The sequence below is a fragment of the Pseudomonas sp. NMI760_13 genome, from assembly GCF_021283245.1.
Lineage (GTDB): Bacteria > Pseudomonadota > Gammaproteobacteria > Pseudomonadales > Pseudomonadaceae > Aquipseudomonas > Aquipseudomonas peradeniyensis.
In genome coordinates, this window is sequence record NZ_JAJSRC010000002.1 from 271,616 (window position 1) to 298,313 (window position 26,698).

Annotated in this window: 23 protein-coding genes; 4 read left to right on the top strand and 19 right to left on the bottom strand. The window is 66.1% G+C overall.

Annotated features, from left to right (window positions below; genetic code table 11):
- Nucleotides 1–2: 2 nt before the first annotated feature.
- The 12 genes from LU671_RS03095 to LU671_RS03150 are packed head-to-tail and all read right to left on the bottom strand — an operon-like array spanning nucleotide 3 to nucleotide 10,838.
- A complete protein-coding gene (locus LU671_RS03095) occupies nucleotides 3–2,318 on the bottom strand; it encodes an MMPL family transporter (RefSeq protein ID WP_232854923.1) in 2,316 nt (771 codons plus the stop codon).
- Nucleotides 2,308–2,997: an outer membrane lipoprotein carrier protein LolA gene (locus LU671_RS03100; RefSeq protein ID WP_232854924.1), complete on the bottom strand. Its 690-nt coding sequence runs from the start codon at nucleotides 2,995–2,997 to the stop codon at nucleotides 2,308–2,310. Before LU671_RS03100 ends, LU671_RS03095 begins: the two co-directional genes overlap by 11 nt.
- Nucleotides 2,994–3,419, bottom strand: a complete 426-nt coding sequence (locus LU671_RS03105; RefSeq protein WP_232854925.1) for an acyl-CoA thioesterase — start codon at nucleotides 3,417–3,419, stop codon at nucleotides 2,994–2,996. Before LU671_RS03105 ends, LU671_RS03100 begins: the two co-directional genes overlap by 4 nt.
- A complete protein-coding gene (locus LU671_RS03110) occupies nucleotides 3,412–4,956 on the bottom strand; it encodes an HAL/PAL/TAL family ammonia-lyase (protein WP_232854926.1) in 1,545 nt (514 codons plus the stop codon). Before LU671_RS03110 ends, LU671_RS03105 begins: the two co-directional genes overlap by 8 nt.
- A complete protein-coding gene (locus LU671_RS03115; RefSeq protein WP_232854927.1) occupies nucleotides 4,937–5,875 on the bottom strand; it encodes an LpxL/LpxP family acyltransferase in 939 nt (312 codons plus the stop codon). Before LU671_RS03115 ends, LU671_RS03110 begins: the two co-directional genes overlap by 20 nt.
- On the bottom strand, nucleotides 5,872–6,606 hold the full coding sequence (locus LU671_RS03120) for a glycosyltransferase family 2 protein (RefSeq protein ID WP_232854928.1): 735 nt from the start codon (nucleotides 6,604–6,606) through the stop codon (nucleotides 5,872–5,874). Before LU671_RS03120 ends, LU671_RS03115 begins: the two co-directional genes overlap by 4 nt.
- A complete protein-coding gene (locus tag LU671_RS03125) occupies nucleotides 6,599–8,278 on the bottom strand; it encodes an AMP-binding protein (protein ID WP_232854929.1) in 1,680 nt (559 codons plus the stop codon). Before LU671_RS03125 ends, LU671_RS03120 begins: the two co-directional genes overlap by 8 nt.
- Nucleotides 8,275–8,820, bottom strand: coding sequence for a hypothetical protein (locus tag LU671_RS03130; RefSeq protein ID WP_203648436.1), 546 nt, complete (start codon nucleotides 8,818–8,820; stop codon nucleotides 8,275–8,277). Before LU671_RS03130 ends, LU671_RS03125 begins: the two co-directional genes overlap by 4 nt.
- Entirely contained in the window at nucleotides 8,817–9,071 is a 255-nt protein-coding gene (locus LU671_RS03135; RefSeq protein WP_203648434.1) for an acyl carrier protein, read from the bottom strand. The genes LU671_RS03130 and LU671_RS03135 overlap by 4 nt, the downstream gene beginning before the upstream one ends.
- A 9-nt stretch (nucleotides 9,072–9,080) precedes the next feature.
- Nucleotides 9,081–9,353, bottom strand: coding sequence for a phosphopantetheine-binding protein (locus LU671_RS03140; protein WP_186711983.1), 273 nt, complete (start codon nucleotides 9,351–9,353; stop codon nucleotides 9,081–9,083).
- Nucleotides 9,322–10,140 (bottom strand): lysophospholipid acyltransferase family protein, encoded by an 819-nt coding sequence (locus LU671_RS03145; RefSeq protein WP_232854930.1) that lies wholly within the window; start codon nucleotides 10,138–10,140, stop codon nucleotides 9,322–9,324. The genes LU671_RS03140 and LU671_RS03145 overlap by 32 nt, the downstream gene beginning before the upstream one ends.
- Nucleotides 10,116–10,838, bottom strand: coding sequence for a beta-ketoacyl synthase chain length factor (locus LU671_RS03150; protein WP_232854931.1), 723 nt, complete (start codon nucleotides 10,836–10,838; stop codon nucleotides 10,116–10,118). The genes LU671_RS03145 and LU671_RS03150 overlap by 25 nt, the downstream gene beginning before the upstream one ends.
- Before the next feature lie 317 nt (nucleotides 10,839–11,155).
- On the opposite strand from LU671_RS03150, the gene LU671_RS03155 reads away from it, so the two are divergent.
- From LU671_RS03155 to LU671_RS03165, 3 genes are all read left to right on the top strand, one after another.
- On the top strand, nucleotides 11,156–11,929 hold the full coding sequence (locus LU671_RS03155; RefSeq protein ID WP_028688427.1) for a ParA family protein: 774 nt from the start codon (nucleotides 11,156–11,158) through the stop codon (nucleotides 11,927–11,929).
- Between the two features lie 62 nt (nucleotides 11,930–11,991).
- Nucleotides 11,992–12,300: a type II toxin-antitoxin system HigB family toxin gene (locus tag LU671_RS03160; protein ID WP_050707314.1), complete on the top strand. Its 309-nt coding sequence runs from the start codon at nucleotides 11,992–11,994 to the stop codon at nucleotides 12,298–12,300.
- Complete coding sequence (locus LU671_RS03165; RefSeq protein ID WP_110735277.1) at nucleotides 12,290–12,646, top strand: helix-turn-helix domain-containing protein; 357 nt, start codon at nucleotides 12,290–12,292, stop codon at nucleotides 12,644–12,646. Before LU671_RS03160 ends, LU671_RS03165 begins: the two co-directional genes overlap by 11 nt.
- A gap of 6 nt (nucleotides 12,647–12,652) precedes the next feature.
- Here LU671_RS03165 and trxC read toward each other — a convergent pair whose 3' ends face one another.
- The 7 genes from trxC to betI all read right to left on the bottom strand — a co-directional run bounded on the left by trxC (nucleotide 12,653) and on the right by betI (nucleotide 24,120).
- Complete coding sequence (trxC, locus tag LU671_RS03170; RefSeq protein WP_203648428.1) at nucleotides 12,653–13,087, bottom strand: thioredoxin TrxC; 435 nt, start codon at nucleotides 13,085–13,087, stop codon at nucleotides 12,653–12,655.
- A gap of 129 nt (nucleotides 13,088–13,216) precedes the next feature.
- On the bottom strand, nucleotides 13,217–14,677 hold the full coding sequence (gene selO, locus LU671_RS03175; protein ID WP_232854932.1) for a protein adenylyltransferase SelO: 1,461 nt from the start codon (nucleotides 14,675–14,677) through the stop codon (nucleotides 13,217–13,219).
- A gap of 162 nt (nucleotides 14,678–14,839) precedes the next feature.
- Nucleotides 14,840–18,145 carry a mechanosensitive channel MscK gene (gene mscK, locus LU671_RS03180; protein WP_203648424.1) on the bottom strand — a complete coding sequence of 1,102 codons (3,306 nt, stop codon included), beginning with the start codon at nucleotides 18,143–18,145 and terminating at the stop codon, nucleotides 14,840–14,842.
- A 35-nt stretch (nucleotides 18,146–18,180) separates the two neighbouring features.
- Complete coding sequence (locus LU671_RS03185; protein ID WP_110735265.1) at nucleotides 18,181–19,923, bottom strand: potassium/proton antiporter; 1,743 nt, start codon at nucleotides 19,921–19,923, stop codon at nucleotides 18,181–18,183.
- 255 nt (nucleotides 19,924–20,178) lie between these two features.
- A complete protein-coding gene (gene betA, locus LU671_RS03190) occupies nucleotides 20,179–21,876 on the bottom strand; it encodes a choline dehydrogenase (protein ID WP_203648422.1) in 1,698 nt (565 codons plus the stop codon).
- 76 nt (nucleotides 21,877–21,952) lie between these two features.
- On the bottom strand, nucleotides 21,953–23,425 hold the full coding sequence (gene betB, locus LU671_RS03195; RefSeq protein ID WP_232854933.1) for a betaine-aldehyde dehydrogenase: 1,473 nt from the start codon (nucleotides 23,423–23,425) through the stop codon (nucleotides 21,953–21,955).
- Between the two features lie 38 nt (nucleotides 23,426–23,463).
- Nucleotides 23,464–24,120 carry a transcriptional regulator BetI gene (betI, locus tag LU671_RS03200; protein WP_110735256.1) on the bottom strand — a complete coding sequence of 219 codons (657 nt, stop codon included), beginning with the start codon at nucleotides 24,118–24,120 and terminating at the stop codon, nucleotides 23,464–23,466.
- Between the two features lie 478 nt (nucleotides 24,121–24,598).
- Here betI and LU671_RS03205 point away from each other — a divergent pair, with 478 nt between their 5' ends.
- A complete protein-coding gene (locus LU671_RS03205) occupies nucleotides 24,599–26,602 on the top strand; it encodes a BCCT family transporter (RefSeq protein ID WP_203648412.1) in 2,004 nt (667 codons plus the stop codon).
- The last annotated feature ends 96 nt before the right edge of the window (nucleotides 26,603–26,698 follow it).

The window sequence follows — 26,698 nt, forward strand, 5'->3', positions numbered from 1 at the left end:
GATCAGCTGTGCGCTCCTTGGCGCGGCGCGGCCCAGGGGGCCAGGATGAAGCTCATTGCCAGGCCCAGGCTCACCGCCAGGCCGAAATTGCTCACCGCCGGGGTGCTCGACAGCGCCAGCAGGCCGAACGACAGCCAGGTGGTCAGCGCCGCCAGCAGGGTGCCCAGCAGGCTCACCGCCTCACCGCCGACGCGCTCGTGCATGAGGATCGCGTAATCGACGCCGATGGCAGTCACCAGCAGCAGGCCGAACAGGCTGAACAGCGTCAGCGGCTGCCCGAGCCAGCCCAGCAGGGCCAGGCTGCACAGCGCGGCGAGCAGCGGCAGGGCGACGATGCGCAAGGCACCGCGCAGGCCGAACGGCAGCACCAGCAACACCAGGATCAACACGCACGACAGCAGCTTGAGCTCGGCGGCGCTGACCTGGGTGGCGGCAAACAGTTGGTTCAGCTCACCCAGCCGGTCCACCAGCTGCACGCCAGGCAGACCCTCGGACTGCAGGCGCAGCAAGGCGGTGTCGTTCAGCCCCTGAAGGCTGACGATGGCGGCCACGCCCTGGTCCACCTGGCCCAGCCACAAGGGGCGCCAGGCTTCGCCCAGGGGGCCGGCGAGGACATCGTCGATGGACTGGATAGGCAACTGGTGCAATTGCTTGAGTTCGGCCAGCAGCGCGGTTTCCGGCACGCCCTGGGCCAGCAGCGGTTGCCAGTGTCCGGGCAGGCGATCCAGCGCCTGCAGCGTGCGCGTCTGCTCGGCGGGGCTGGCGACCAGCCGATCGAGGGACATGTAACCCTTGAGCTTGCCCAGGTCGACCAGCTCGTCGAGTTTTTCCGACAGCGCCGCCAGGCGTTCCAGCAATTGCTGTGGGTCGGCGCCACGTACCAGGTAGAACTGGCTGGTGGGCTGGTAGCCGGTGATGCGTGCCACCGCTTGGGCTTCCTCCAGCAGTTGCGGCGGGCTGCCGACCCACTGGCGCACGTCGTTGCGGCTGTCCAGGCGCCACAGCCCGGCGGCGCAGAACAGCACCAGCAGGGCCAGCAGCGCAGCGCTGGGGACTCGGCGCAGCAGGCCGGCGCGCAGTTCGGTCAGCCATTGCGCGACGCGCAGTGGCCACTGGGCCGGGCGCAGCTCGACACCGCCGAGCAACGCCGGCAGCAGGCACACGGCGCTGAGATAGGCGCCGACCAGGCCGGCGGCCGAGAACGCGGCGATCTGGGTCAGCGCGGGGAACGGCGTGAAGGCCAGGGCCAGGTAGCCGATGCAACTGGTCGCCAGGCTCAGGCTCAGCCCCGGCAGGGTCAGGCGCACGGCCGGCCAGCTGCGCCAGGGTTGCAGGCTCCAGCTCTTGGACAGGTAGTGCAGCGGGTAGTCGACGGCCACGCCGATCAGGCTGGAGCCGAGCACCAACGTCATCACGTGCATCTGCCCGAACAGCGCCACGCACACCACCGAGCCGAACAGCATGCCCACCAGCACCGGCACGAAGGCCAGCAGCACGCGCCAGCGGCGGAAAGCCAGCAGCAACAGCAGCAGGATGCCCACGGTGGCGCCGCCGCCGACCCAGGTGATCTCGCGGCTGGCCTGTTGCTGGCCGGCCGCGGCATACAGCAGGCCGCTGGCCGCCAGCAGTCGGGCGCCTTGCTGGCTGGCCTCGACGCGGGCGCGGGCCAGCAGGTCGGCCACCTGCAAGGGCAGGTGCATGTCGAAGGCGTTGCCCAGGGTGCGGGCGCGCAGCAGCACCCACTGCTGGCCGTCGGCTTCGGCCACCAGCGCGCCGCTGGCGGTGTCCAGTTGCACGTTGACCGGCTTGGGCTGGCTCTGCTGGATGCGGCCGCTCAAGCCGAGCCAGTCATCCTGGCTGGCCACCAGGCTGAAGCCGGCGAAGGGGTCGAACAGGCTTTGCAGGCGTTGCTCGACAAAGGTGTCGGGCTGCTCGGCCAGCAATTGCCGGTCGTGGGTCGAGAGCATGGCCACGCGGCCCTGCAGCAACTGGCTGCGTAGCGCTTGCAGGTCGGTCTGCAGGCTCCATTGCACCTTCTCGAACAGGCCGCTGGCCTGCCATTGACCGGCCAGGCGTTGGGCCAGGGCGACGGCCTGCTCGCGCTGGGAATGGCCGACCAGCACCAGCAGCTCGCGGTTGAGCGGCTCCTGCATGCGTTGCTCGGCTTGCTTGACCAGTGGGTCCTGGGTGGCGCCGGGCACCAGGGTCATCAGGTCGGCCGACAGCGGCGCACCGCGATGCCATTGCCAGCCGGCCACGGCAAGCATGATCAGCAGCAGGCCCGCGAACAGGCACGGCAGCAGGCGTTCAGTCGGCAAAATCGCTGCGCTCCGCGTCGCTGAGGGCGCTGGCACCACGGCTTTCGGGCATGCGCAGCACGGTGCTGTCGCCCTGGGTTTCGCTCAGTTCGATGCGCTCGACATAGCGACCGCCGGCGATGTCGATGCGGGTGAAGATTTGCTTGAGCAGCAGCGAGCGTGGGGTCAGGCGCAATTGCCAGTGCGCGGCGTCGCCTGAAAGCGCCAGTTCGAAATCGCGTTGCAGGCCGCTGCTGTCGCCTTGCAGCACGGCGAAGAACAGGCGGTTCTGTTCGGCGCCGGCACTGCGTGCGGGTAACGTTTGCCAGCCACTCGGGTCGCGGCGGGCGATGCCCTTTGCGTCGATGCGGTAGTCCTGACTCAGCGGGGTCTGTAGCAGCCAGAGCAGACCGTGGTCGCGGGCCAGGACGAAGCGGCCCTTGCTGGTCAGTGGCTGGGGCAGGGCGCGCAGGTGTTTTTCCTGGATGAACGGGCCGCTGACCACGGCAGGTTCGCTGAGCTGCTTTTGCAGGTCGTCGAGGGTGAAGGCCAGGGTCAGGGGGCTGATGAACAGCAGCAACAGGGCGAGCAGTGTCGGGACCTTCGCGGGTAAACCCGCTCCCACAGGTTTCGCGGTGCCTGTGGGAGCGGGTTTACCCGCGAAGAGGCTGGCAATACCAGTGCACAGCGCGGCGCTCATGGCAGCACCTTGGCAACGGCATCGAGCATCGCCTGGGGCGAGGCCAGTTGCATTTCGCCGCTTTCGATGTGCACCGCCACCTGCACGGTGCTGGCGCGGGTCATGCGTTCGCCGCTGGCGGCGTCGCTGATCAGGTAGTGGATCTTCAGACGGTTTTCCCATTCCACCAGGCTGGCGCGCACGGTCAGGCGCTGGCCAAAGGTGGCGCCGCGGATGTAGCGCAGTTGCAGGTCGATCACCGGCCACGCATAGCCGCTGGCCTGCATGCGCAGGTAGTCGTGCTCCAGGCTGTCGAGCAGCGCGCAGCGGGCGACTTCCAGGTACTTGACGTAGTGGCCGTGCCAGACGATGTGCATGCTGTCGACGTCGAAGAACGGCACGACGATCTCGCTGTCGACGTGGAACACCCCGGGATTACGCATGCAGCCTCCAGTGGCGCTGGCCGATACGGGCCAGGCACAGGCGCAGGTCTTGCTCCAGGGCGCGGTCCTCGATGACCGGGGCGAAGTCCTCCAGCAAGGCCGCGTGCATCTGCGCCAGGGCCGGCGGCAGGGCGTGCGCGTCGGCCAGGCGCTGGCGCAGCCAGACCCCCTGGTTGGCGGCCAGCAGGGTGGCGGCGGCAACCTGTTCGGTCAGTTCCAGCACGCGCAGGGCGTCGCGGGCGGCAATGGTGCCCATGCTTACCTTGTCCTGGTTGTGGCACTCGGTGGAACGAGAGAACACGCTGGCCGGCATGGTCTGCTTGAGTGCCTCGGCGGTCCAGGCACTGGCGCCGATCTGCACGGCCTTGAAACCGTGGTTGAGCATGGCGCGCTCGGCCTCGGCGCCCGAAAGATTGCTCGGCAGGCCGTGGTTGTAGCGCACGTCCACCAGCAGGGCGAGCTGGCGGTCGAGCAGGTCGGCGACGTTGGCCACCAGGTTCTTCAGGCTGTCCATGGCGAAGGCGATGTGCCCGCCATAGAAGTGCCCGCCGTGCAGCACGCGCTCGGCATCACCGTCGATGATCGGGTTGTCGTTGGCGCTGTTGAGTTCGGTTTCGATGAAACTGCGCAGCCAGCCCAGGCTGTCGGCCAGTACGCCCAGCACATGGGGCGCGCAGCGCAGCGAGTAGCGGTCCTGCAGGCGATGCAGCGGTGGCAGCGGGGCCTCGATGGCCAGGTCCTGGCGCAGCCAGGCGGCGACCTGGGTCTGGCCGGGGTGCGGCTTGGCGGCGAACAGGCGCTCGTCGAAGTGCTCGGGGTTGCCCTGCAGGGCGACGACATTGAGCGCGGTGATGCGCGTGGCCAGCTTGAGCAGGTAGTCGGCGCGGGCGAAGGCCAGGCAGGCCAGGCCAGTCATCACCGCAGTACCGTTCATCAGCGCCAGCGCTTCCTTGGGGCGCAGCACCAGGGGCTGCCAGCCGAGTTCGCGGTGCACGTCGGCGCTGCTGCGGCGCTCGCCCTGGTACATGACTTCGCGCTCGCCCGACAGGGCCGCGGCCACGTAGGACAGCGGTGTCAGGTCGCCGCTGGCGCCAACCGAGCCTTCCTCGGGGATCAGCGGCAGGATGTCGTGCTCGATGAACGCTTGCAGGCGTTCCAGCAGCTCCAGGCGCACGCCGGACACGCCATGGCTCAGCGAGCGCAGGCGCGCCGCCAGCACGGCGCGGGTGGCCGGCGCGTCGAGCAGCCGGCCCAGGCCGCAGCCGTGGAAGGTGTAGAGGTGCCGGGGCAGGGCCTCGACGTGCTCCAGCGGCACGGCCACCACGCAGGAGTCGCCGTAGCCGGTGGTTACGCCGTAGATCACCCCTTCCTTGTCCAGCAAGGTGTCGAGGAAGCGCGCGCCACGGGCAATACGCTCGCGGTAGGCGGCGTCAGCCTGCAGGCGCGACGGCGCGCGGCGCTCGGCCAGGGCCAGGACGTCTTCGATCGCCAGCGGCGCTGCGCCGAAGGTTACAGGCTCATGCGGATGCATCGTCATCGGTCTTCCAGAAGGGGTAGAAATTGAACCATTGCAGCGGCGCCTGGGCGCAGTAGTGGCCCAGGCGTTCGGCGTAGCGGGCGGCCCATTCGGCGATCACCGCGTCGCGTTGGCCACGGCGCCACTGCAGGCGCTCGACGAACGGCTCGAGGGTGACCTGGTAGCGGCCCTGAAGCTTGAGGCAGAACAGCAGGTTGAGCGGGCAGCCGAGCAGCCCGGCCAGCAGCCACGGCCCCTGGGGGAAGGCCGCCGGGTAGCCGAGGAAGTCCACCTCCACGGTGCGACCGCCATGCAGCGGCACACGGTCGCCGGCGATCGCCAGCCACTCGCCGCGCTCCAGGCGCTCGGACAGTTGCAGCATCACCGCCGGGTCCAGCTCGCTGACCTGGATCAGCCGCAGGTGGCTGGCCCCGGCTTCACCCAGCAGGCGGTTGAAGTGTTCGGCATGGCGGGTATGCACCAGCACGTTCATGGTCACTTTTTCGCCGATCTCGGCCAGGGCCCGGCATACTTCCAGGTTGCCCAGGTGTGCGCCCACCAGCATTTGCCCGCGTTCGCCGCGCAACTGCTGGCGCAGGTTGGCCGGGTCGACGATGTCGATCTGCGACAGGGCCAGTCGGCCATTCCATACGTCGAGCTTGTCCAGCAGGGCTTCGGCAAATGACATGAACTGGCGGAATACGCGCCACTGGCCGGGGGCCTGGACCTGGCCGGCGCTCCAGCGGTGCAAGCGCTGCTGGTACTGCCAGGCGCTGCGCCGGGCGCGGCCGCCGAAGACGAAGAAGTAGGCGACGATCACATGGATCAGCGGGCTGAGCACGCGCCGCCCGAGCAGGCGGGCCAGGGTGGCGGTGAGCTTCATCAGCCAGAAGCTGCCGCGTTCCTGGTGCTCGGCCCAGTGTTGCGGACGCTCGCTCATGCGTGCCACCTGCGCCAGAGGATCAGCGGGGCGCGCAGGAGCATGCCGAAGAACAGCTTGGCGTGCATCTTCGAGATCAGTGCGTTGTCGTGGAACAGACGGAAGTGCGACAGGCCGTCCTGAGGATAATGGACCTTGGTCGGCAACCAGCGCATCGGCTGGTTGCGCCACGCCAGGCGCACCAGGATCTCCGGGTCGAAATCCATGCGCCGACCAAGGCTGACGCTGTCGATCAGCGCCAGGGTCGCGGGCAGCGGGTAGACGCGAAAACCGCACATCGAATCGGGGATGCGCAGCGACAGGCTGTTGATCCACACCCACACGTGGGTCAGGTAGCGGGCATACAGGCGGCCCTTGGGCACGCTGGCATCGTACTGTGGATAACCGCACACCAGCGCCTGTGGATAAGCCTGCGACTGGGTCAGGAAGTGGCTGACATCGGTCAGGTCGTGCTGGCCGTCGGCATCCACCTGCAGGGCGTGGCTGAAGCCCAGCCGCGCGGCTTCGCGCAAGCCGGCCATCACCGCGCCGCCCTTGCCCTGGTTGACCGCCAGGGTGACCAGGTGAACGTCGTCGCGCTCGGCCAGCTGGCCCAGTACCCGGGCGCAGGCCGCGTGGCTGGCGTCGTCGACCAGCACGCAGGGCAGGCCGGCGCGCAGCAGGTCGTCGACCACCTTGGGCAGCGCCTGCTCGTGGTTGTACACCGGGATCACCGCGCAAGGCTTATGCACAGGCGGCCTCCAGCACGATGCGACCGCTGGAGCAGGGCTGCCCGGCGCAGGCGTAGGCGAAGTACAGCTTGCCGCGCTCGGCATCAAAACGCAGGGTCAACAGCAGCTCGTCGCCGGGGCGCACCAGTTGCTGGAACTTGAGCACTTCCATGCCGGCAAAGCGCTGGGCCAGGTGCAAGTGCGACGTGGCCAGGGCGAGCGCCCAGTCGACCTGGACCACGCCCGGCAGCACGGGCGTCTGCGGGAAGTGACCGGGGAAGCAGGCAAGATCCAGGGGCACCGCCAGGCGCAGGTGCAGCTCTTCGCCTTGTCGACTGTGCTCCAGCACCTCCAGCACCTCCGGCGCCATGCTGCGCGAGGCCAGCAGCAGCGCCTGCAGATCGGCCTGGGGCAGCTTGCCCTGGGTATTGAGAGGCAACTGGCGCACCAGGCGCCAGCGGCGTGGCAGGGCCAGCGCCTCGCAATGGCCGGCCAGGTGCTGGCGCAGGCCGTCGATCACGGCGCGGCGGCCCTGGTTGCGCAGGGCGTGCAGCCCGGCCGGGGTCAGGGCTACCAGGGCGCCGAGGTAGGCGCGGCCTTCCTCGATCACCCCCAGGCGTGCTTCGGCGACCCAGGCATTGGCGCACAGGGCCTGTTCGAGCATGGGCAGCGAGATGCGTTTCTCTTCGAGCTTGACGATGCGGTCCAGCCGGCCGAGCAGGCGGAAGCGCCCGTCGTCGCTGAACTCGGCGGCGTCGGCGCTCTGCTCGACGTGACCGGCGGGCAGGTAGGGCGAGGCGATGCGCAGGGCGCCCCGTTCATCCTGGCTCAACTGCACGTCGGCAAAGGGTTGCCACAGCGGTTCGCCCTGACGCCAGGCGATACCGCCGGTCTCGGAGCTGCCGAGGATCTCGGTGGGCCATTGTCCCAGGCGTTGTTGCAGGCTTTCGGCGGCGGCTGGCGGCAGTTCACCGCCGGAGGAGAATACCCTGCGCACCGGGCTCAGGGCCGGCCAGTCGAGGTTGTCGCCCATGCGCTTGAGCAGTGCCGGGCTGGCCACCCAGGCGAACGCCGGGTGCTCGCGGCTGGCGCGTTGCAGGTCTTCGGGAAATGGCAGTTGGCGGCGCTCGAAGCCGCGCCCGGCACACAGTGGCCAGAGTACGCGCAAGAGCAGGCCGTAGATGTGCTGGGTGGCGACACTGCCGATGATCCAGGCCGTGCCGAGGTCCTTGCCCCAGAGCTGCTCCAGGGCATTGACCTCGTTGGCCAGCTGGCGCAGCTGCTTGTCGATGCGCTTGGGCTCGCCGCTGGAGCCGGAGGTGCACAGGCTGATGCGGCAGGTGTCGAGATCGAGGTCGGCAGGAGCGAGGGCCTCGCCCAGCACGTCGTCGAGCTGCTCGTCGGTGCTTAGCCACAGGTCGACCTGGGCCTGCCAGCGCTCACGGGTGGCGGGTTGCAGGTCGGCGGGCAGCAGCACCTCGGCGCCAGCGCGCCAGGCGCCGAGCAGGGCGATGGCCAGCGACGCGGCGTCTTCCAGGTGCACGGCCAGGCGGCGGATCCCGCGCTCACGCAGGCCGCCGGCCAGGCGCAGGGCCTGCAGGCTGAGCTGGGCGTGGTCCAGGGATGGTGCGTGGGTCACCTGGCGCGGGGCGTCCAGCGGGCGCAGCAGGTGTTCGAGGTTGATCCAGTTCATGAGCGTCCTCGCACACGTTGTCTTATCAGCCATTCGACGGCGAACAGCAGGCCCATCGCGGCATAGGCGATCAGCCCGTTGTACAGGGTCCACCAGGCCAGCGGCGCCCACAGGGTCAGGCCCGCGGCGACCAGTCCATTGGCCAGGAAGAACAGGCACCACACCTGCGTCACCCGCCGCGTGTAGCGCACCGCATGGGGCGGCAGATCGGGCTCGCGCAGGCGCGCCAGGCGTTCGGCCACCGGCATGCCGCGCAGCAGGCTGGCGCCGAACAGGGCCAGCATGAAGGCGCTGATCAGCACCGGGTACCAGCGCAGCAGATGCGGACTGTCGGACAGCCCCAGCAGGGCGCAGAACGCCAGCGCCGCCAGCGCCATCCACAGGCTGCCTGGGCGGCGCGGCGTGCTCAGGGCACGGGCCAGCCACAGGCCGCCGAGCAGCAGGCCGAATTGCCAGGGGGCGAAATGGGCCATGCCGAAGTGCACCGCGAAGGGGTACAGCAGCCCGGCCAGCAGCAGGCCGAGGCCGATCAGGCGTTTCATGCCGCCGGGTTGACCAGGCGGTGCACCGCCTCGACCACGTCACCCACGGTGCGTACCGACTTGAAGTCGTCGGCGGCGATCTTCTTGCCGGTCTGGCGCTTGATGTGGTCGATCAGGTCGACGGCGTCGATGCTGTCGATTTCCAGGTCCTGGTACAGGTTGGACTCCAGGGAAATGCTGGCCGGTTGCAGTTCGAACAGCTCGACCAGGGCGTCGCGCAGGATGTTGAAGATGTCTTCACGGGTTTGCATGGTGCGGTCTCAGGCTGCCTGACGAGCGGTGACGAACGCCGCGAGGGTGGCGACGTTGCTGAAATGGTTGCGGGTGTCCTTGGCGTCGGCGTCGATCTTGATGCCGTAGCGCTTCTGGATCGCCAGGCCGAGCTCGAGGGCGTCCACCGAGTCCAGGCCCAGACCTTCGCCGAACAGGGTCTGCTGGTCGTCGATGTCCTGCACGCTGATGTCTTCCAGGCCCAGGGCGTCGATGATCAGTTGCTTGAGGTCACGGTTCAGGTCTTGCTGTGGATCGCTCATCGGCGGCGAGCTCCTTTGTATAGTGCTGGTGCAGGAAATCGTTGAGTTGGCGCGACGCGATCGGCGCCGGGCCCATGGCGGCGAAGGCCTGGAGGTCGATGTCGGCGCCGACGCTGAGGCAGAAGTGCACACGGCGCCAGGGAATGCGGTACCAGGGCTCGTTCTTGGTCAGGGTGGTGGGGCTGACCCGGATGGTCACGGGTGTGATGATCTTCGCACCCCGCAGGGCGATGGCCGCGGCGCCGCGATGAAAGGCGGGGACATGGCCGGGCGCGGTGCGCGTGCCTTCGGGGAAGATGATCAGCGGCTGGCCTTGCTGCAAGGCGGCGACGGCGCTGTCGAGCATGTCCATGCTGCCGTCGTTGCCGATGTACTGGGCCTCGCGCACCGGGCCGCGAGTGAACGGGTTGGCGAACAGACTGTGCTTGACCACGCAGTTGGCCTGGCGCACCAGGCCGATGAGGAACACCACGTCGATCAGCGAGGGGTGGTTGGCAATGATCATCTGCCCGGGGCTGCCCAGGCGCTCGGCACCCTTGATCTCATAAGTGAGCACGCCGGTCACCTGCATGAAGCGGATGAAGCGCCAGAACAGCCAGCCGATGGTGCGCCGGGCGCGCTGGCGGTGGCGCGTGGCGTCACCCGGCAGGCAGGCGAGCAAGGGGAACACCAGCAGACGCAGGCACAGACCACCCAGGCCGAACAGGCCAAAGCTCAGGGCGGTTGCCAGCAGGCGCCACAGGTAGGCGTCCCGGGGGCGCTCTATGGCTGTCGTTGCCAGTTCCATGTGCGGCGGTTCCAGGTGTGGGAAAGGGATCGGGCACCGCCCAGCGTGGCTTGCAGCCAGCTCAAGGCGTGGGGCAGCGCGGGGCGGGGAGCATCGGGCGATGAGGGGTGGCCTAGTGCCAGTTGCCATTGTCGCCCAGGCGTGAGGCGCAATGCCAGCGCGTAGCCAAATGGCACATCGTCGATCCAGGGGCCGTAGACCGACGGCGGTTGTTCCTCGGCGATGATCAGCAGCACCGCCGGCGCCCCTTCGCGCAGCAAGGCCGCGGCTTCCAGCAGGCCTTGCTCGAAACCGTCGCCGGCCGCGGCCAGGGCGGTCATCTCGCACGTCTCGCCGCGCAGGATCGACCACAGGCCGATCACGGCATTGTGCACCGAGAGGCTGAACTGGGTGGGCGAGAGCGGCTGCTGTGCGGCCAGGTCGCTGAGGATCGAGAAGGTGCGCGGCGTTTCGCCGTGGCGCGAGACGAACACCAGTGGCATCGGTTCGCAACCCTCGGCCAGTGGCCAGCCCACGGCGAACGCCATGCGTGCGAGCGGGCTCAGGCGGCGGCGTTGCATGGCGGGCAGGAACGAGACGTCCGGTACCTGCTCCACGGCGCATGGGTGCAGGTCATGGTCGGCCCAGGACTGCCAGTCGTCGGGCGTCTGCAGGCCGGGCGCCCAGGCGCGCCATTGGCTGATATCAAAGGTGATCACGGTGCTTGTTACTTCCCGCCCTGTGGGACTTCCTTGCCTTGGGGATGACTCGGAACACAGACCTTGCGGGGTGGCGCTTTGCCGAGTGGCGCGCATTATCCCGGTGACGGAGGTGTGTAGCAATTAGTCGTTACATTCCTGTCAGTCAGACATTGCATTTGCGCAGAAGTATCGAATCGAATCTGCTGCGTAAGGGTTTTCCGACGGCTGGTCAGTGACAGGTTGTCGGTCGCTGGCCGCCCAACTTGAGTGAAGTGCTGGCCATAAGCGGTGCGGCGCCACATACTCGGGCATTCGTTGATACACGGAGGTCTGTCATGCGGCGCGTGGTGTTCAATCAGAAAGGTGGCGTGGGCAAGTCGAGCATTGCCTGCAATCTTGCGGCGGTCAGTGCCAGCGAAGGCTATCGGACCCTGCTGATCGACCTGGATGCCCAGGCCAACTCGACCCAGTACCTCACCGGCCTGACCGGCGACGACATTCCCATGGGCATCGCCGACTTCTTCAAGCAGTCGCTGTCCAGCGGGCCGTTCGCCAAGAAGAACAAGGTCGACATCTACGAAACCCCCTTCGACAACCTCCACGTGGTGACCGCCACCCCGGAGCTGGCCGACCTGCAGCCCAAGCTCGAGGCCAAGCACAAGATCAACAAGCTGCGCAAACTGCTCGACGAGCTGGATGAAGACTACGAGCGGATCTACATCGATACGCCGCCAGCGTTGAACTTCTACGCGGTTTCCGCGCTGATCGCTGCCGATCGCGTACTGATCCCCTTCGATTGCGACAGCTTCTCGCGCCAGGCGCTGTACGGCCTGCTGGCCGAGATCGACGAACTCAAGGAAGACCACAACGACGAGCTGGTGGTCGAGGGCATCGTGGTCAACCAGTTCCAGTCACGGGCCAGCCTGCCCCAGCAGATGCTCGACGAGCTGCTGGCCGAAGGCCTGCCGGTGCTGCCGGTTTACCTGGGCAGCTCGGTGAAGATGCGCGAGTCCCACCATGCCAGCCTGCCGCTGATCCACCTGGAGCCACGGCACAAACTGACCCAGCAGTTCGTCGAGTTGCATGATCTGCTGGAGCGCAGCGCCTAGACGGTACTTGCGAGCAGTACCGATCCTGACTAAAATCTCCCAAAACGGGAGATTGCGCCGGGATGCGTATTATTGCAAAGCGATCGTTGGTCCGGTTCTGGGAGCTGCCCGGGCATGAGGATGCCAAGGCGCCCCTGGAAAGCTGGCATGACCTGGTGCTCAAGGCCGATTGGTGTTCTCCACAGGACGTGAAGGCGCAGATCGGCAATGCCAGCATCTGCGCGAACAATCGTGTGGTGTTCAACATCGGCGGCAACAAGTATCGGCTCGTGGTGGAAATGCAGTATCGGGCAGGTATTGCCTGGGTGAAATTCGTCGGAACGCACAAGCGCTATGACGAGATCGACGTGGAGACGATCAATGAATATTAAGCCCATTCGCAGTGATGATGACCTGCAGGCCGCCTTCAAGCGGCTGGAAGCCATTTTCCAGGCCGAAGCCGGGACGCCGGAGGCGGATGAAATGGAAGTGCTTGTGACATTGATCGAAGTTTATGAGAACAAGCACTATCCGATTCATTCAGCGGGCCCGATCGAGGCGATCAAGTTCTGCATGGACCAGCAAGGGCTGACGCCGCGTGATCTTGAGCGCTATATCGGTCCGAGCGGTCGCGTTTCCGAAGTATTGAACGGCAAGCGAGGCTTGAGCCTCTCGATGATCAAGCGCTTGCATGATGGTCTGAGGATTCCCTATGAGTCCCTTCTGGCCAGTGTGTGAGCGTATCTAGACTCCTTGGCTGCGTAGCCACTCCAGCAACGACTGCAGCGGAAACGCCCCAGCCTGGCGCGCCACTTCACGGCCATTCCTGAACAGGATCAAGCTGGGGATCGAGCGGATACCGAGCTGGCCGGCGAGGTTACGGTTGGCCTCGCTGTCGAGCTTGGCCAGGCGGCAGCGGCCGGCGAGCTGGCGCGCGGCCTGTTCGAACACCGGGGCGAAACTCTTGCAGGGGCCGCACCAGTCGGCCCAGACATCCAGCAGCAACGGCAGGTCGCCCTTGATCTGGGCGGCGTAGGTGCTCTCGTTCAGGTCGAAGGGCTGAGCGAGCAGCACGTCCTGCTTGCAGCGGCCGCATTTGGGGCTGTCGCCCAGGCGCTCGGCGGGTAGGCGGTTGAGGCCGTTGCAGTGGGGGCAGGGGATTACCAGGGGTTCGGACATTTTATCTCCTTGATATTGCTGGGGCTGCTGTGCAGCCCTTTCGCGGCACAAGGCCGCTCCTACAGGGGTATGCGTTTTCCTGTAGGAGCGGCCTTGTGCCGCGAAAGGGCCGCGCAGCGACCCCGGGGTTCATGACGAGCAACTGATCTCCAGGTGCTTGCCCCACTCCGGCGGACGCTCGGCATAGGCCTGCATCCCGGGCTGCTCCTCGAACGGCTTGCCCAGTACCTGATGCAGCCGCCGCACTTCACTGTAGTCGCCCGCCTCGGCGGCTTCGATGGCCTTCTGCGCCAGGTAGTTGCGCAGCACGTACAGCGGGTTGACCGCATGCATGCGCTCACGCCGCCCTTCAGCGTTGCCCGGCTCGCGTTCGCAGCGCGCCTGGTACTCGATGCCCCAGGCGTCGAAGCCGGCCAGGTCGATGAAGTCATCCCGCAGCACCTGCAGGGCCTCGGCCACGGGCTGCTCGCCCAGACGGCGGAAGAACAGGGTGTAATCCACGCCACCCCGCTGCATGCACTGCAGCAGTCGTTCGACCAGTGCCATGTCGTCGTCCTCGGCGGTGGTCAGGCCCAGGCGGCGGCGCATCAGGTCCAGGTAGTGCGCCTGGTACAGCGGCAGGAACAGTCCCAGCGCCTCCTTCAGCGGCTCGACCTCGATCACCGTGGTCAGGGCCTGGGCCAGGGCGCTGAGGTTCCAGTGGGCGATCGGCACCTGGTTGGCGTAGCTGTAGCGGCCGCGATCGTCGGAATGGTTGCAGATGAAGTTGGCGTCGAAGTCGTCGAGGAAGGCGTAGGGGCCGAAGTCGAAGGTGATGCCCAGGATCGACATGTTGTCGGTGTTCATCACCCCGTGGCAGAAGCCATAGGCCTGCCAGCGGGCGATCAGTTCGGCGTTGCGTTCGACGATGGTGCGGAACATGGCCAGGTAGGGCTGCTCGGCGTCGCGGCACTCGGGGTAGTGCTGCTCCAGCACATGGTCGATCAGCACCCGCTGTTGTTCCGGTTGCTTGGTGTAGTAGAAGTATTCGAAGTGGCCGAAGCGCACGTGGCTCTGGGCCAGGCGCAGGAGCATGGCGGCGCTCTCGCGGGCTTCGCGCCATACCGGGGTGCTCGAGCCGATCACGCACAATGCGCGGCTGCTGGGAATGCCCAGGGCGTGCAGGGCCTCGGAGGCGAGAAATTCGCGGATCGACGAGCGCAGCACGGCGCGGCCGTCGCCCATGCGCGAATAAGGCGTCTGGCCGGCGCCCTTGAGGTGCAGGTCCCAGTGCTCGCCGGCCTCGTTGAGGACTTCGCCCAGCAGCAGGCCGCGGCCGTCACCCAGGCGCGGGTTGTAGGAGCCGAACTGGTGGCCGGAATACACCATCGCCCGAGGGTCGGCCTCTTCCCAGAGCTTGTGGCCGCTGAACAGCTCGGCGAACACCGGCAGTTTGGCCTGGGCCGGGTCGAGGTCGAGCAGGGCCATGGCCGATTCGCTGGCGACGACCAGGCGTGGATCGGCGATCGGGTCGGGCAGGACCTGGGTGGAAAACGCGTCGCCGAGTTGGGCGAAGCGGTTGTCGAAGGTGAGTTGGTCGAGGGACTTCACGGGGCCTGCTCCTGGATTCGATGCCATTGGGGCCGCTGTGCGGCCCTTCGCGGGTAAACCCGCTCCCACAGGGGGCGCGCTTGCTCCGTGGGAGCGGGTTTACCCGCGAACGAGGGCGAAGCCCTCGCCGGCATTCTGGGCGGTTACCCCTTTGACGTCCACTCAGACGGGAGGCGTGCTGTCCGGCTTGCGCTCCATCGGGATCAACTGCTGCTTGCCACCTTTGGTATCCATCAGGAACACCTCCACCTGGCGCACCGAAATCTTGATGTTGTGCGCCTTGAACTCGCGGTTGATATAGCGGTTCAGTTCGTCCAGCGTCGGGTTGCGGTCACCCAGGTCGCGCACGTGCATGCGCAGTTCGTGGTCCAGCGAGCTTTCGCCGAAGTTGAGGAAGTACACCAGCGGCTCCGGATCCTTGAGCACCCGTGGGTTTTCGTGGGCGCCCTTGAGCAGCAGGTCGCGCACCAGGTCCAGATCCGAGCCGTAGTCGATGCCCAGCTTCAGCGTCACCCGGGTGACCGTGTCGGTCAGCGACCAGTTGATCAACTGGCCGGTGATGAAGGTCTTGTTGGGAACGATGATGTCCTTGCGGTCAAAGTCGGTGATGGTGGTGGCGCGGATGCGGATCTTGCTCACCGTGCCGGACAGGTTGCCGATGGTGATGGTGTCGCCGATGCGCACTGGGCGCTCGAACAGGATCATGATGCCGGAGATGAAGTTGGCGAAGATCTCCTGCATGCCGAAGCCCAGGCCCAGCGACAGTGCCGCCACCAGCCATTGCAGCTTGTCCCAGCTGACCCCGAGGGTGGCCAGGGTGCTGACGATGCCGACGCCGGCAATCACATAGGACAGCAACGTAGTTATCGCGTAGGCGCTGCCCTGGGCCAGGTTCAGGCGCGACAGCACCAGCACTTCGAGCAGGCCCGGCAGGTTGCTGGCCAGGGCCACGGCGATACCGGCGATGACCATGGCGCCGAGCAGGTCGCCGAGGCTGATCGGCACCATGCTGGCCGCCGCGCCGGTGCCGCTGCTGTACTCGTAGAGGGTGATGTTGTTGAGGTAGGCGAACACCGTGATCAGGTCCGCCCATACCCAGTACAGCCCGCCGATGAAGCCGCCGAGCAGGGCCAGGCGGATCAGGCGCAGGGACTGCTGGTTGACCTGCTCGATGTCCAGGGTCGGCTCCTCGACCACCACTTCGCCGTCCAGCCCTTCCTTGGCCGCCTGGCGTTTGCTCAGGGCGCGCTGGTAGGCCAGGCGCCGTGCCGCCACCGACAGGCCGCGCACGAACGCGGCCTCGATCACCAGCCAGAACAGCAGCAGGTAGAGGGTGTAGATCAGCCGGTCGGTGAGCTTGAGGGCGGTGTAGTAGTAGCCGAAGCACACCGCCACGAACAGCGCGATGGGCAGAGCGGTGAAGGCCACCCCGACGGCCTTGCGGAACAGCGAGGTGTTCTGGTGCGCCGGGCTGCTCAGCAGCAGGCGGCTGAGCAGCCAGGCCATCAGAGCGTAGCAGGTCAGCACTACGCCGATGCCCAGCACGTCCTCGGCCAGTGCCGACGGCTGGTGTTCAGCCACCGCCACCACGCCGACCAGGGCCAGCACCACGGTGCCGAGTCGGCGCACCCAGCCGCGCAGGAACTCGACCTGCGGCTTGTGCCAGCGGAAGTGGATCTCGGCCACGCCGCCCGGGGCGAGGATGCGGTAGGCGGTATAGAAAACCAGCCAGGCCTGGGCGATCTGCCACAGGGCGGCGCCGAGGTTGGCGTTCTGCCCGCGGGCGTCGAGCTGCAGGGCGTAGCTGCCCAGGGTCAGGGCCAGGGCCACCGGCAGGGCGAGCAGGATGTTGATCAGGATCGCCTGGGGCGTATGCCACTGGCTGTCGCGCTTGAAGTGGCCGATGTCCTGGTGGACCTTGCCCAGGCGCCGGTACAGCGCCTTGCGCCGCCACAGCAGGGCGCCGATCACCAGGATCAGCGGCAGGAACAGCAGCGGCTGTTGCACCAGGCCGTCAGCCAGTTCCTTGATGCCCGCGCCCCAGGGCAGGCTGGCCACCTGAGTGGTCAGGCGCTCGGGTACTTCACGCAGCCATTGCCAGTCCAGCGGCTTGTTGCTGGGGATCCAGAACATCTGCTCTTCCAGGGTGGTGCGCAGGTTCTGGGCGGTGCTCAACAGTTGCTTCTGGTTCAGTTGCAGGGTGATGCATTCGTTGAGCAGCGCCGACAGCTCGCGGTTCAACCGCTCGAGCAGGTCGCTGCGGGTGATCGCCACTTCCAGCAGGGCCTTGCGCAGTTGCGGGGTGACATCTTCCTCGGGCTGGCTGGCCAGCAGCTTGTCCACATAGGTGGACGGGCTGCTCATCTGTTCGCGTTCCTGGTTGATCTCGAACTGGTAGAGGCGGATATCGGCGATCTGGTCGGCCAGGTTGCGGTCAAGCTTCAGGTGCGGCAGGGCCTGCTTCTGCTTGTAGAGGATCTTCGACAGCAGCAGGCTGCCCTTGAGCACGTTGATCTGTTCGTCCAGGGCTTGGTCGGCCTGGGTGAGGCTGTCGAGCTGCTGCTTGGTACGCAGGTTCTGCTGGGTCACCTCGTTGAGGCGGTCGGTGCTGCGCAGCAGGTAGTCGGACAGCTGCAGGTTGGCGGTGCTCTCGGTGGCCAGCAGGTTGCTGCCGCCGGCCTTCTGCGCCTCGATCGACTGGCGGGTGACGGCCTGTTGCGACTGGGCCAGGCGCTTTTCGTTGATCAGCGTCTGCAGGTCCTGGATTTCCTGCTCCAGGCGGGTGGCGCGCTCGATCAGCAGGTCGTGGCGGGCGTTGCCCAGGTCCTGCAGCACGCTGTTGCCGGCCAGTTCCTGGCGGCGCAGCAGGGTCAGGGCGTTGAGCGAGGCCAGTTCGGCGTTGAGCTGGTTGCGCTGGTCAGCGTTGATCGACTTGCCGTTGTCCTTGCCGCTCTTGAGGCTGTTGTTGATCTGCTGCACGCGCATCTGGTTGCTGCTGATCTCGGCCTGGGCGCGTTCAGGGCGGGTCTGCGAGTTGATGATCAGGCTGTTGGCTTCGGACAGCGCCTTCTGCAGGTCGCCCTGCTGGGTGCTGCGTTCGCTGAGCATCTGTTCGAGCTGCGGCACCGTCAGGCTGGCGTAGCGCTGCGCCACTGGCACGGCGTTGCTGGCCTTGAGCTTGATCAGCTCGCGCTGGCTGTCACGGATCTCCTGGGGAGCATTGGCCAACTGCTGCTTGAGGGCTTCGAGCTTCCTCTCGCTGTCGTCGCGGGCGTTGAGCAGCGCCAGGGTCTGTTCCAGCACCTGTTGCACGGCTTTCTGCTCGGTTTCCGGCAGCTTGCGCTCGGCGATCTTGCTCAGGCTGCTCTGGATGCCCGGGGTGGTCGGGATTTCCACCGCGCCGGCGGCGAACGAGAGGGTCAGGCACAGCCCCAGCAGGGCTGCGCGGCAATGGTCACGCAGGGACATAGGCAGAGTTCTTGTGTTACGCGGCAAATCGGAGTTTAGAGGAACAGCCCGGGGCCGGGGCGGGTACCTTCGGGGAATCTGACGCCCACTTTCTGGATCTTGTTCCCGTCCATGACCGCGACGGTCCAGATCGTGCCGTGCCATTCGATCTGGTCGCCTACTACTGGCGCGCCTCCGACCTTCTGTCGGATGAACTGCGCCAGCGGCATATTTGCGTCCAGACCGTCGAGTTTCAGGCCATAAAGTGCGGCCACCGCACCCAGCTCGGCATCGCCTTCGAGGACGAAGTCGCCGAAGAAACGCAGGTCCAGGCCACGTTGCGGCGCCTGGCTGAACAGCTTGCCCAGCGCCGGCAGGTTATGTTCGTGGCCGATCACGCAGAGCATGTCGCCGACTTCCAGCACGGTACTGCCCGACGGGTGCAGCAGTTGCTCGCCGCGGAACAACGCGGCGATGCGCGTGCCCTCGGGCATCTTCAGCTCGCGCAGGGCGGCGCCGATGCACCATTTCTCGGCACCCAGGCGGTAGACGAACAGCTCCCACTCGCTGGTGACGTGCACCTCGAGCGCGGAGCGGGAAATCGGCGCCGGGTCCGGCGGTACCGTGACCTTCAGCAGCTTGGCCATCCACGGCAGGCTGGTGCCCTGCACCAGCAGCGACACCAGCACGATGAAGAAGGCCAGGTTGAAGAACAGCTGGGCCTGGGGCAGGCCCGCCATCAGCGGGAACACCGCGAGGATGATCGGTACCGCGCCACGCAGGCCGACCCAACTGATGAAGCCCTTCTCGCGGCCATGGAAGGCCTTGAACGGCAGCAGGGCGGCCACCACCGACAGCGGGCGGGCCACCAGGATCATCCACAGCGCCAGGCCCAGGGCGGGCAGGGCGATGGGCAGCAGGTCGTGGGGGGTGACCAGCAGGCCCAGCACCAGGAACATGCCGATCTGCGCCAGCCAGGCCATGCCGTCGAGCATGTGCAGGATGCCGTGGCGGCTGCGGATCGGCCGGTTGCCCAGCACCAGGCCGCACAGGTACACGGCGAGGAAGCCGCTGCCGTGCAGGGCGTTGGTCAGGGAGAACACCACCAGGCCGCCGGCCACCACCAGGATCGGGTACAGGCCGCCGGCCAGGTTGATGCGGTTGACCAGTTGCAGCATCAGCCAGCCTCCACCCAAGCCCATCAGCCCGCCGATGCCGAACTCGCGCAGCAGGTGGGTCAGCAGGCTCCAGTGCAGGCCGGTCTGGCCGCTGGCGATCATGTCGATCAGGGTGACGGTGAGGAACACCGCCATCGGGTCGTTGCTGCCCGACTCGATCTCCAGGGTGGCGGTGACCCGCTCGTTCAGGCCCTTGCCGCCGAGCAGCGAGAACACTGCCGCGGCATCGGTGGAGCCGACGATGGCGCCGATCAGCAGGCCCTGGATCAGGCTCAGGTCGAACAGCCAGGCGGCGACCATGCCGGTCAGGCCGGTGGTGATCAGCACGCCGACCGTGGCCAGCGACAGGGCCGGCCACAGCGCCACGCGGAAGCTCGCCACCCGGGTGCGCAGGCCGCCGTCGAGCAGGATCACGGCGAGCGCCAGGTTGCCCACCAGGTAGGCGGTTGGGTAGTTGTTGAAGATGATGCCGCCACCATCGACCCCGGCGATCATGCCGACCGCGAGGATGATGACGAGAATGGGGATGCCCAGGCGCGAAGACAGCGAGCTGACCAGGATACTGGCCCCGACCAGCAGGGCGCCGATCAGGAACAGGCTGTTGATGGTGCTCGCATCCAAAGGCGGTACTCCGGGACATCGCAGAGAAAAGGGACTTGTAGCGTGAACTAGCAGGTCGCGTGCCAATCGATTCTAACCTGATGAATTGGCAGGCTGTAAAGCGTTTCTGCAGATGTAGAAAAGGCACCTCGAGAGGTGCCTTTTGGATCAGGGTGGGAGCGTGGGAGCGGGCTTGCCCCGCGATGGTGTCCGTCAGAACAGCGATGTCAGCAGATCTCTCGCTATCGCGGGGCAAGCCCGCTCCCACGGGCCTGATCAGGCCTGCTTCACTTCACGCATCGGCTTGCCCTTCACCGGTGCATCGCCCGCCACGTAGTACTTGGCGGTGCTGCGCGGCAGCGGCTTGCGGCCACGGATCTTGTCCGAGATCTTCTCGGCGATCATGATCGTGGTGGCGTTCAGGTTGCCGGTGATGATCAGCGGCATGATCGATGCGTCGACCACGCGCAGGCCCTGCATGCCATGCACGCGACCTTCGCCGTCGACCACTGCCATGTCGTCGGTGCCCATCTTGCACGAGCAGGACGGGTGGAAGGCGGTTTCGGCGTGCTCGCGGATGAACTTGTCCAGCTCTTCATCCGTTTGCACGTGGGCGCCCGGGCTGATCTCGCGACCACGGAACGCGTCCAGCGCCGGCTGGGCCATGATTTCGCGGGTCAGGCGGATGCCGTCGCGGAATTCCTGCCAGTCTTGGTCGGTGGACATGTAGTTGAACAGGATGCTCGGGTGCTGGCGCGGGTTCTTCGACTTGGCCTGGATGCGACCACGGGCCGGCGAGCGCATGGAGCCCATGTGCGCCTGGAAGCCGTGCTCTTTCACGCCGTTGGAGCCGTTGTAGTTAATCGCGACCGGCAGGAAGTGGTACTGGATGTTCGGCCACTTGAACTCAGGACGGGTGCGGATGAAACCGCCGGCCTCGAACTGGTTGCTGGCGCCGATGCCAGTGCCGTTGAACAGCCACTCGGCACCGATTTTCGGCTGGTTCCACCACAGCAGCGACGGGTACAGCGACACCGGTTGGGTGCAGGCGTACTGCAGGTACAGTTCCAGGTGGTCCTGCAGGTTCTCGCCGACGCCCGGCAGGTCGTGGACCACCGGAATGTCGAGGCTTTCCAGCAGGGCGCGCGGGCCGACGCCGGAACGCTGCAGCAGCTGCGGCGAGGCGATGGCGCCGGAGGAAACGATCACTTCCTTGCGGGCGCGGGCTTCGACGCGCTCTTCGCTGTCACCCACCAGGTAGGTCACGCCAACGGCGCGCTTGTTGTCGAACAGCACGCGATCGCTCAGGGCGTGGGTGACGATGGTCAGGTTCGGGCGCTTCTTGGCCTGGTCCAGGTAGCCACGGGCAGTGCTGGAGCGACGGCCGTTCTTGGTCACCGAACGGTCCATCGGGCCGAAACCTTCCTGCTGGTAGCCGTTGAGGTCTTCGGTGCGCGGGTAACCGGCCTGCACGCCGGCCTCGACCATGGCGTGGAACAGCGGGTTGTTGCCGGCTTTCGGCGTGGCCACGCTGACCGGGCCTTCGCCGCCGTGGTAGTCGTTCGGGCCGATGTCGCGGGTTTCGGCTTTACGGAAGTACGGCAGGCAGTCCAGGTAGGTCCAGTCTTCCAGGCCCGGCAGTTCAGCCCAGCCGTCGAAGTCCATGGCGTTACCACGGATGTAGCACATGCCGTTGATCAGCGACGAGCCGCCCAGGCCCTTGCCGCGACCGCATTCCATGCGGCGGCCGTCCATGTGCGGCTCCGGATCGGTCTCGTAGGCCCAGTTGTAGCGGCGACCCTGCAGCGGGAAGGCCAGGGCGGCCGGCATCTGGGTGCGGAAGTCGAAGCGGTAGTCGGGGCCGCCGGCTTCCAGCAGCAGCACGGTGACGCTGGCGTCTTCGGTCAGGCGGGTGGCCAGGGTGTTACCGGCGGAGCCGGCACCGACGATGATGTAATCGAATTCTTGGGACATGAGAAGTACCCTCGTTGGCGGTGGTCAGGGAGCGGAAACGCCCGTGCGCGAAGGCACGGGCGTGGCTAAACGGGGTTTAGAAAACCGAGTTGTAGCCGCCCAGCTCGACCTGGACCGACTTGATGCGAGTGTATTGAGCCAGCGAGCTGACACCGTTCTCACGGCCGACGCCCGACTGCTTGTAACCGCCAACCGGCATTTCCGCCGGCGACTCGCCCCAGGCGTTGATCCAGCAGATGCCGGCCTCGAGCTTGTGGATGATGCGGTGGGCGCGGCTGATGTCGTTGGTGCAGACGCCGGCGGCCAGGCCGTATTCGGTGTCGTTGGCGCGACGGATGACTTCTTCCTCGGTCTCGTAGCTGAGGATGCTCATTACCGGGCCGAAGATCTCTTCCTTGACGATGGTCATGTCGTCGCTGCAGTCGGTGAACACGGTCGGGGCCACGAACGCGCCCTTGGCGAAGTCGCCGTCCAGCAGACGCTCACCGCCGCACAGCACGCGGGCGCCTTCTTCTTTACCCTTGGCGATGTACGACAGCACGCTTTCCATGTGCTGGAAGCTGACCAGCGGGCCGAAGTTGGTGTTCTCGTCTTCCGGGTTGCCGGCACGGATGCGGGCGACGCGCTCGGCGATCTTGGCTTCGAAGGCGGCTTTCATCGCGGCTGGGATGAACACGCGGGTGCCGTTGGTGCAGACCTGACCCGAGCTGTAGAAGTTGGCCATCATGGCGATGTCGGCGGCCTTGTCCAGGTCGGCGTCGTCGCAGATGATCAGTGGCGACTTGCCGCCCAGTTCCATGGTCACTTCCTTCAGCGAGGAGCTGGAGGCGCTGGCCATGACTTTCTTGCCGGTGGTGGTGCCGCCGGTGAAGGAGACTTTTTCGATGCGCGGGTGCTCGGTCAGCCAGGTGCCGACTTCGCGGCCGCTGCCGGTCAGGACGTTGAACACGCCGTTCGGCAGGCCGGCCTCGGTGAAGATCTCGGCCAGTTTCAGGGTGGTCAGCGAGGTGACTTCCGACGGCTTGAAGATCATCGCGTTGCCGGCGGCCAGGGCCGGGGCGGATTTCCACAGGGCGATCTGGATCGGGTAGTTCCAGGCGCCGATACCGACGGTCACGCCCAGCGGCTCGCGGCGGGTGTAGACGAAGGACGATTCGCGCAGCGGGATCTGCTCGCCTTCGATGGCCGGTACCAGGCCTGCGTAGTACTCCAGCACGTCGGCGCCGGTGACGATGTCGACGTAGCGGGTCTCGGAGTACGACTTGCCGGTGTCCAGGGTTTCCAGCATGGCCAGTTCGTCGTTGCGCTCGCGCAGGATGTCGACGGCGCGGCGCAGGATGCGCGAACGCTGCATGGCGGTCATCGCGGCCCAGACTTTCTGGCCGCGCTCGGCGCTTTCGACGGCCTTCTCGACGTCGGCTTGGGTCGCGCGCTGCACGTGAGCGAGGACTTCGCCGGTGGCCGGGTTGATGGCTTCGAAGGTGGCGTCGCTGCCAGCGTCGACGTAAGCGCCATCAATGTAGAGTTTTTGCGTTCCGAAACGGGCCATAGTGTCCTCGCAAGTGCAGTGTGTGGTTGGCTGCCGCGTCACGCTCCTGCCGGTTGGCTGGTCGCTGCGCGCGGCTGTTCAGAGGCCTGGTCGGTTGTGCCCAGGGACTGCTGTTTAGCCAGTTGTAGATCCATGTATTCGTAAGCAATTCGTATTGCCTGGTCGGTGTCGAATGCATCTCCCGACAGGGCGCCACGCAGCCACAGGCCGTCGATCAGGGCTGCCAGCCCGCGGGCAGCCTTGCGCGCATGGTAGAGCGGCAGGACGCGGCGGAACTGGCAGCACAGGTTGGAATACAGGCGGTGATCGTTGATCCGCTGCAACCTGTGCAAAGACGGCTGGTGCATGCTGGAGGCCCAGAAGGCCAGCCAGGTTTTCATTGCCGGGCCATTCACCTGGCTCGCATCGAAGTTGCCTTCGATGATCACCTTCAGGTGGGCACGCGGGCTGTCGTCCGTGAGTGCCTGACGACGCGCGATCACACCCTCGTTGAGCATGTTCATGATGTAGCGCATCGTCGCTGCGATCAGGCCGTTCTTGTCCTGAAAGTAGTGACTGATGATGCCGTTCGACACACCGGCCAAACGGGCAATCAGCGCAATGCTGGCATCGCCCAGTCCGACCTGATCGACTGCCTGCAATGTGGCTTCGATCAACTGCTGGCGGCGGATGGGTTGCATACCGACCTTGGGCATCTTGCTATCTCCTCAGGCCTGCGGGCAGACGACAAGCGGCTACCTCGGCGAGGCCAGTCTATTTTGTTTTGATTGAACGTTCAATCAATAAAGAATAAGCTCTGCGACAATTTGTGCCATTGACAGTTTTCAGGACGGTCAAGAGGACACGAATCGACACCCCAGGAAATCGTGTAACCCCCGGAATACAAGGCGTTGACGGGCATGAGCGATGCAAAGGACAGATTCTGCCGAGCGGTCATGGACTGCGCGGTCGGCCCTTGGAGCGGGCCAGGTGGTCTGTGGCGAATGCGCGCACCTTCTGCTGAGTGCGTGGCAAGGCGACAGGCGGCCGGTCTGTTTTTTTTGCAGCGTTTCGATTCGGGATCACGGTTTCCAGGTGCCTTTTATAACACCTTGCGCAGTAGGGCTATTGCACCAATTGCGCGGGAAATAACTGTATAGCCTCCACTGCCGCACTGCCCGGAGCATTCGTGCAATGAGTTCTGCCTCCCTGACAACCCCCCCCGCCGAGCGGGTACGGGTCAACCGCGTGGTGTTCTACACCTCGGCGCTGATGATCCTTGTTCTGACTGCCCTGCTGATCGCTGTCCCCGAAGCCGCCGGCCAGGCGCTGGGCGTCGCCCAGAAATGGCTGACCCGTACCTTCGGCTGGTACTACATGCTGGTGATCTGCGGTTACCTGCTGTTCGTCGTCTACCTGGCCTTCTCCGACTACGGCAAGCTCAAGCTTGGCGGCAAGGACGACACCCCCGACTTCAGCTACGGCGCCTGGGCCGGCATGCTGTTTTCCTCGGGCATCGGTATCTCGCTGCTGTACTTCGGCGCCTCCGAGCCGCTGGACCATTACTTCAACCCACCAGAAGGCACCCCTGCCAGCCTCGAGGCCGCACGCCAGGGCCTGCAGCTGACCTTCCTGCACTGGGGCCTGCACGGCTGGGCGATCTACGCCCTGGTCGGTCTTGCCGTGGGTTACTTCGCCTACCGTCACAACCAGCCGCTGGCACTGCGTTCGGCGTTGTACCCGCTGGTCGGTGAGCGTTGGGTCAAGGGCGGCGCGGGCCATGCCGTGGACATCTTCGGCATGTTCGTTACCCTGCTGGGCCTGGTGACCAACCTCGGCATCGGTTCGATGCAGGTGGCCTCGGGCCTGGAATACCTGTTCGGCATGGACCACAGCAAGACCAACCTGCTGGTGGTGATCCTGGTCATGGCGGGCGTTGCCACCGTGGCCGCGGTGTCGGGCGTGGAGAACGGCATCCGCCGCCTGTCCAACCTGAACATCCTGCTGTTCAGCGGCCTGCTGATCTTCGTGCTGCTGGCCGGCAACACCCTGCACCTGCTCAACGGTTTCGTGCAGAACGTCGGTGACTACCTCAACGGTGTCGTGCTGAAGACCTTCGATCTGTATGTCTATGAAGGCGACAACGACAAGTCCGAGCGCTGGCTGGGCCTGTGGACCGTGTTCTACTGGGCCTGGTGGATCTCCTGGGGCCCGTTCGTCGGCATGTTCATTGCCCGTATCTCCAAGGGCCGTACCGTGCGTCAGCTGGTCAGCGGCGTGCTGCTGATCCCGCTGGGCTTCACCCTGGCCTGGCTGTCGATCTTCGGTAACACCGCGCTGGACCTGGTGATCAACCAGGGCGCCGTCGAGCTGGGCAAGACCGCGCTCGAACAGCCGTCGATGTCGATCTACCAGCTGCTGGAATTCTTCCCGGCCGCCAAGATCGTCATCGGTGTGGCGGTGTTCGTCGGCTTCGTGCTGTTCCTGACCCCGGCCGACTCCGGCGCGGTGATGATGGCCAACCTGTCGTGCAAAGGCGGCAAGGTCGACGAAGACGCCCCGCACTGGATGGTGGTGTTCTGGTCGGTGGTCATCACCCTGGTCACCATCGGCCTGCTGTTCGCCGGTAACTTCGAAGCCATGCAGACCATGGTGGTACTGGCCGGCCTGCCGTTCTCGGTGGTCCTGGTGCTGTTCATGTTCGGCCTGATGAAAGCCATGAAGCAGGACGTCGCGGTCGAGAGCGAGCGCGCCGAACTGGCCGCCCGTGGCCGTCGCGGCTTCAGCGAGCGCCTCAGCCAGCTGGACCTGCAGCCGACCCAGGCCGTGGTCCAGCGCTTCATGGACAAGCAGGTCAGCCCGGCGCTGAAGGAAGCCGCCGAGCAGCTGCGCACCCTGGGCTTCGAAGTCGAGACCCGTGTTGGCCAGTCGCGCAACATGATGGGCCTGCGGGTGATGATGGAAGAGGGCAACCCGTTCGTCTACGAAGCCAGCCTGGACGGTTACATGGCCGCGCCGAGCGAGGCGCCGGTCGAAGGCGAGCCGGAAGTGCGCCAGCGCTTCTACCGTGCCGAGGTGTACCTGCACGATGGCAGCCAGGAATACGACCTGATGGGCTTCACCCGCGAGCAGATCGTGCGTGACGTGCTCGATCAGTTCGAAAGCCACCGCCAGCTGCTGGGGCGTGTGTACAGCTGATCACGGCTGATGTGAACAAGGGGCCCGGCGCGCAAGTGTCGGGCCCCTTGTCGTATCCGGGGGGCAATATGTAGTGCCAGTGGTGTGCGGGTGCGG

Coding starts and splice junctions, on each gene's coding strand:
- LU671_RS03160 (WP_050707314.1), top strand. CDS start 11,992: ATGCGTATTATTGCAAAGCGATCGTTGGTCCGGTTCTGGGAGCTGCCC.
- LU671_RS03115 (WP_232854927.1), bottom strand. CDS start 5,875: ATGAGCGAGCGTCCGCAACACTGGGCCGAGCACCAGGAACGCGGCAGC.
- LU671_RS03135 (WP_203648434.1), bottom strand. CDS start 9,071: ATGCAAACCCGTGAAGACATCTTCAACATCCTGCGCGACGCCCTGGTC.
- betB (WP_232854933.1), bottom strand. CDS start 23,425: ATGGCCCGTTTCGGAACGCAAAAACTCTACATTGATGGCGCTTACGTC.
- mscK (WP_203648424.1), bottom strand. CDS start 18,145: ATGTCCCTGCGTGACCATTGCCGCGCAGCCCTGCTGGGGCTGTGCCTG.
- LU671_RS03145 (WP_232854930.1), bottom strand. CDS start 10,140: ATGGAACTGGCAACGACAGCCATAGAGCGCCCCCGGGACGCCTACCTG.
- trxC (WP_203648428.1), bottom strand. CDS start 13,087: ATGTCCGAACCCCTGGTAATCCCCTGCCCCCACTGCAACGGCCTCAAC.
- betA (WP_203648422.1), bottom strand. CDS start 21,876: ATGTCCCAAGAATTCGATTACATCATCGTCGGTGCCGGCTCCGCCGGT.
- LU671_RS03140 (WP_186711983.1), bottom strand. CDS start 9,353: ATGAGCGATCCACAGCAAGACCTGAACCGTGACCTCAAGCAACTGATC.
- LU671_RS03125 (WP_232854929.1), bottom strand. CDS start 8,278: ATGAACTGGATCAACCTCGAACACCTGCTGCGCCCGCTGGACGCCCCG.
- LU671_RS03165 (WP_110735277.1), top strand. CDS start 12,290: ATGAATATTAAGCCCATTCGCAGTGATGATGACCTGCAGGCCGCCTTC.
- LU671_RS03100 (WP_232854924.1), bottom strand. CDS start 2,997: ATGAGCGCCGCGCTGTGCACTGGTATTGCCAGCCTCTTCGCGGGTAAA.
- LU671_RS03105 (WP_232854925.1), bottom strand. CDS start 3,419: ATGCGTAATCCCGGGGTGTTCCACGTCGACAGCGAGATCGTCGTGCCG.
- betI (WP_110735256.1), bottom strand. CDS start 24,120: ATGCCCAAGGTCGGTATGCAACCCATCCGCCGCCAGCAGTTGATCGAA.
- LU671_RS03110 (WP_232854926.1), bottom strand. CDS start 4,956: ATGACGATGCATCCGCATGAGCCTGTAACCTTCGGCGCAGCGCCGCTG.
- LU671_RS03130 (WP_203648436.1), bottom strand. CDS start 8,820: ATGAAACGCCTGATCGGCCTCGGCCTGCTGCTGGCCGGGCTGCTGTAC.
- LU671_RS03205 (WP_203648412.1), top strand. CDS start 24,599: ATGAGTTCTGCCTCCCTGACAACCCCCCCCGCCGAGCGGGTACGGGTC.
- LU671_RS03155 (WP_028688427.1), top strand. CDS start 11,156: ATGCGGCGCGTGGTGTTCAATCAGAAAGGTGGCGTGGGCAAGTCGAGC.